The sequence below is a fragment of the Flavobacterium sp. genome (assembly GCF_025352015.1).
Lineage (GTDB): Bacteria > Bacteroidota > Bacteroidia > Flavobacteriales > Flavobacteriaceae > Flavobacterium.
Genome location: NZ_JANXUG010000104.1, coordinates 1 through 3,846, shown reverse-complemented (window position 1 = coordinate 3,846; position 3,846 = coordinate 1). Strand labels below are relative to the sequence as shown.

The window sequence follows — 3,846 nt, the reverse complement described above, 5'->3', positions numbered from 1 at the left end:
CCACTCTTCCTACTAACAATGGGGGAGATGGACTTCTTTTGTTTAATTGATTGATTGTTTTTCTGATGGCAACCAGACGAGTCATTAACCCCTCAAAATATTCTAAATGCAGCATGTTAGCACCATCACTTTTAGCATTTGCGGGGTCAAAATGGGTTTCAATAAAAATTCCATCAACACCAACAGCAATTCCGGCTTTGGCAATGGTTTCAATCATATCGGGTCTTCCGCCAGTTACTCCAGCAGTTTGGTTGGGTTGTTGTAACGAATGGGTAACATCTAAAACGGTTGTAGCGAACTGTTGCATGGTAGGGATTCCACGAAAATCAACTATCATATCCTGATACCCAAACATCGAACCTCTATCGGTTACCATCACATTTTGGTTATTGCAATCCAACACTTTTTGAACGGCATGCTTCATGCTTTCCGGACTCATAAACTGTCCTTTTTTTAAATTGACTATTTTTCCAGTATTGGCTGCAGCCACAACCAAATCAGTTTGACGCACCAAAAAAGCAGGAATTTGTAACACATCAACATATTGTGCCGCCAAGTTCGCATCTTCATTAGTATGAATATCAGTTACCGTTGGAATCTGAAAAGTTTCTGAAACTTTACGAATTATTTTTAATGCTTTTTCATCGCCAATGCCAGAAAAACTGTCAATTCGGGAACGATTTGCTTTTTTAAAGGAACCTTTAAAGACATAAGGTATTTGCAATTTATCGGTTATGGCAACCAGTTTTTCGGCAATTCTCATCGCCATTTCTTCGCCTTCAATAGCACAGGGACCTGCAAGTAGGAAAAAATTTCCGCTATCGGTATTTTTAAGTTGTGAAATAGCTTTAATATTCATAGTGTGTTTTTTATGGGTGCAAAGTTAGCATTTATTACTTGTTTTATAAAGTCAAAACACGAGCTTATTTTTTTAGTGTAAGTCCAGCAGGAACAAATAAGTAGCCTCTTTCATAAATGTTTAAGTATAATTTTATGGGTTTGTCTTGTTCGTCCCATTTTAGTTCGTAGATGTCTAAAAATCCAGCACCAATTTCAACTCTTTTGGTCGGAAATGGGCAACAACTTTCAATTTTTGTATATGTTATTTTTTCGCCTTTTGGTCCGGCTAAAGCATTAAGAAAACGATGGGCATTTAGATTTTCATCTTTAGTGTTTATATAAAAAACATTGATAGGATAGTGTGCATCGTAACCATATTTTTTGTCTTTACTAAAATTGGTTAAGACAAAAGTATTGTCTTTCGTTAACGTTGGGATAGGAGCGGAGTCGTCAACATTTCTCAAAGTAGATAGAGTACTAACACAAGAAGTGAGTACTGAAATCATAATGAACAATAAAATAAGTTTGACAGTGTTTTTCATAATAAAATGGTTTTTCTTGGTACAACAATAATCGTGCTAGGCAAGGGTTATCTGCCTCTTACAAATAGCGAAACAAGCGCACCGGTTATTACGCCATAAGATAATCCGCCGAAAGTGGTTTGCAAAATATAGGATTTCAAATTAAAGATATCTTGTGCTGTTTTTAAACTCATCGATGTGTTTTTTATTTTGTACGCAATGATGCTTTCAAAAAAATGAGGTGTAATACTTTTATAAACAACAAATTGAGCAATTGGGTTGAGTAAAGCAATTATAAACGAAATCACGATTGCAGATACAAATCCTTGTTTCCAAACCATTTGATTATGAAAGAAATATTTTTTCTTTTCGGCTAAAGCCAAATAAAAAAACAAAAAATTTGGAAAAATAAAGAGTAGGCTGCACATGGCGTAGTTTTCTATATACTTATCGTGTAGCCCAATTGCTTTTTCGCCAATTGCCCATGCTAACGTCAGCAATGTAAAGCGGAGTGCCCATTTAATTTCGATAGAAAAATTTTTCATTACAAGTTGAAATATGAGTTCAAAAATAGTTGATTTCGAGACTTTAATATTCCTATTTTTGTAAAAAAATCACAAAATGGAATTTTTAACGCACACATGGCATTGGTCGGTGGCAGGTTTTATTATTGCTGCAATAATGTTACTGCTCAATTATTTTGGAAAAGTATTCGGGATGTCCTCTAATTTACGTTCGTTATGTTCCATGACAGGTGTTGGAAAAAAAGTTCCGTTTTTTGACTGGGACTGGAAAGCGCAACGCTGGAATTTAGCTGTAGTTTTTGGGGCTATGATTGGCGGATATGTTGCTGTTCATTATATGAGTGATCCTTCTAATGTTACTTTAAATCCCAAAACAATTACGCAATTAGCTTCATTAAGAATTGACGCACCCAATGGAAAATTACTACCAAATGCTTTATTCGGCAGAGAAATATTTCACTCACCAAAAATGATATTTATCCTGTTAGTTGGCGGATTATTAATTGGCTTTGGTTCCAGGTATGCTGGTGGTTGCACTTCGGGTCACGCTATTGCAGGAATGAGCAATTTACAAGCACCTTCACTAAAAGCCGTAATCGGATTTTTTATTGGCGGTCTAATTATGTCACATTTAATTTTACCCTTATTATTTTAAGCTATGACTTATTTAAAATATATTTTAGTTGGTTTTATCTTCGGAATTGTTTTGACTAAAGCCGAAGCGGTTTCTTGGTATCGAATTTATGAAATGTTCCAATTTCAGTCATTCCATATGTACGGCATTATTCTCACGGCAATTCTCACGGGCTTTATTGGCATTCAGATCATTAAAAGAAACAAACTAAAAGACATCAATGGCAATCTTCTACTTGTTCAAGATAAAGAAAAAGGCAATGCACGTTACTGGATTGGCGGAATTCTATTCGGGTTAGGATGGGCACTGGTTGGCGCTTGTCCCGGACCAATATTTATCCTACTTGGCGCTGGCTTTTTGAGTGTTGGGCTCATATTAATAGGAGCTGTTGTTGGAACTTTTTTGTATGGAGTTTTAAAGGATAAGTTGCCGCATTAAAAATTATTCTTCACAAATTATAAGCACCTTAATTGCAAAAAAACTTCATTTTCATTAGACCCAAAATACTTGGGCGCTTCATTTTATTCCTTTTCTTTTTGAAGTAAAATTTTAATCTTTTAACAGCTGTTTTTTCAATAGAATAATTAGGCACTCTGTTAAAACTACTGTAATTATGTTTGATTTTACATTAATTGTGCAACATAAAAAATTAGAAATAAAATAACCTTTACAAAACGGTTTTGAAATGTATTAATTAAATATTTTTTAAAATTTATCACAAAAGAATTTTAGTTAATTATCCTCAATCGTGGCGCAAAAATTATTAAGTAACCAGTTGGGTTTAATTAAATTATTTGATTTATTGGTCTATCAAATATAAATTTATTGATATATTGAACCAGTGTTAATGCTGTTATTTTAGCTAAAATTGTTTCGCCAGTTCGAGCAAGCTCTCGGGTCTTGTTTTAAAACCTTCAAAAGTTTTAGCGTAACTGCTTCTAATTTTGAATTGGTCGCATAATTGTGAAAATAATGTTTCTATTCTTTTTCTTGATTTTCTAAAGATGTAAGGCTGTGGTTTATACTCTTTTTGATTACTTCTCTTTGGCGTTTCCAATTTGATATTTACCGATTGAAATAAATCTAATTGAATGCTTCTCGATAAGTAACCTCTATCACCAAGTAACACACAATCAGATATTTGCTGTTTAATTTTTTTCAAAAAATGAATATCATGAACTTCAGCTTTTGTAATGTCTAACGAATGAAAAACCCCATTTAAAGAGCAAACACCATGTAGTTTATAGCCATAAAACCAGTTGTTTTGCGAAGCACAAAATCCTTTTGATGGAGAAGTTTCAAACTCATTTTTACAAATTTTAATTCT

At 33.7% G+C, this 3,846-nt stretch carries 5 protein-coding genes and 1 pseudogene; 2 read left to right on the top strand and 4 right to left on the bottom strand.

What is annotated here, in order from left to right:
- The 3 genes from kdsA to Q0Q96_RS10605 form a co-directional block, all read right to left on the bottom strand.
- Positions 1-859, bottom strand: an 859-nt coding sequence (gene kdsA / locus Q0Q96_RS10615; RefSeq protein ID WP_293875176.1) for a 3-deoxy-8-phosphooctulonate synthase, incomplete at its 3' end; no start/stop codon positions are given.
- A gap of 64 nt (positions 860-923) precedes the next feature.
- The gene (locus tag Q0Q96_RS10610) at positions 924-1,382 is read right to left on the bottom strand and encodes a 2-dehydro-3-deoxyphosphooctonate aldolase (RefSeq protein WP_293875174.1); all 459 of its coding nucleotides are present in this window, start codon (positions 1,380-1,382) and stop codon (positions 924-926) included.
- A 47-nt stretch (positions 1,383-1,429) separates the two neighbouring features.
- On the bottom strand, positions 1,430-1,906 hold the full coding sequence (locus Q0Q96_RS10605; RefSeq protein ID WP_293875172.1) for a DUF4199 domain-containing protein: 477 nt from the start codon (positions 1,904-1,906) through the stop codon (positions 1,430-1,432).
- 76 nt (positions 1,907-1,982) lie between these two features.
- On the opposite strand from Q0Q96_RS10605, the gene Q0Q96_RS10600 reads away from it, so the two are divergent.
- Both Q0Q96_RS10600 and Q0Q96_RS10595 read left to right on the top strand, forming a co-directional pair.
- Positions 1,983-2,540: a YeeE/YedE thiosulfate transporter family protein gene (locus Q0Q96_RS10600; protein ID WP_293875170.1), complete on the top strand. Its 558-nt coding sequence runs from the start codon at positions 1,983-1,985 to the stop codon at positions 2,538-2,540.
- A 3-nt stretch (positions 2,541-2,543) separates the two neighbouring features.
- The gene (locus Q0Q96_RS10595; protein ID WP_293875168.1) at positions 2,544-2,957 is read left to right on the top strand and encodes a DUF6691 family protein; all 414 of its coding nucleotides are present in this window, start codon (positions 2,544-2,546) and stop codon (positions 2,955-2,957) included.
- Between the two features lie 347 nt (positions 2,958-3,304).
- Here Q0Q96_RS10595 and Q0Q96_RS10590 read toward each other — a convergent pair.
- A pseudogene (locus Q0Q96_RS10590) lies at positions 3,305-3,846 on the bottom strand (IS982 family transposase); the annotation flags it as partial.

Bases quoted from the DNA above. Each gene is read 5' to 3' on its own strand.
- Q0Q96_RS10610 (WP_293875174.1), bottom strand. From the start codon at position 1,382: ATGAAAAACACTGTCAAACTTATTTTATTGTTCATTATGATTTCAGTA.
- Q0Q96_RS10605 (WP_293875172.1), bottom strand. From the start codon at position 1,906: ATGAAAAATTTTTCTATCGAAATTAAATGGGCACTCCGCTTTACATTG.
- Q0Q96_RS10600 (WP_293875170.1), top strand. From the start codon at position 1,983: ATGGAATTTTTAACGCACACATGGCATTGGTCGGTGGCAGGTTTTATT.
- Q0Q96_RS10595 (WP_293875168.1), top strand. From the start codon at position 2,544: ATGACTTATTTAAAATATATTTTAGTTGGTTTTATCTTCGGAATTGTT.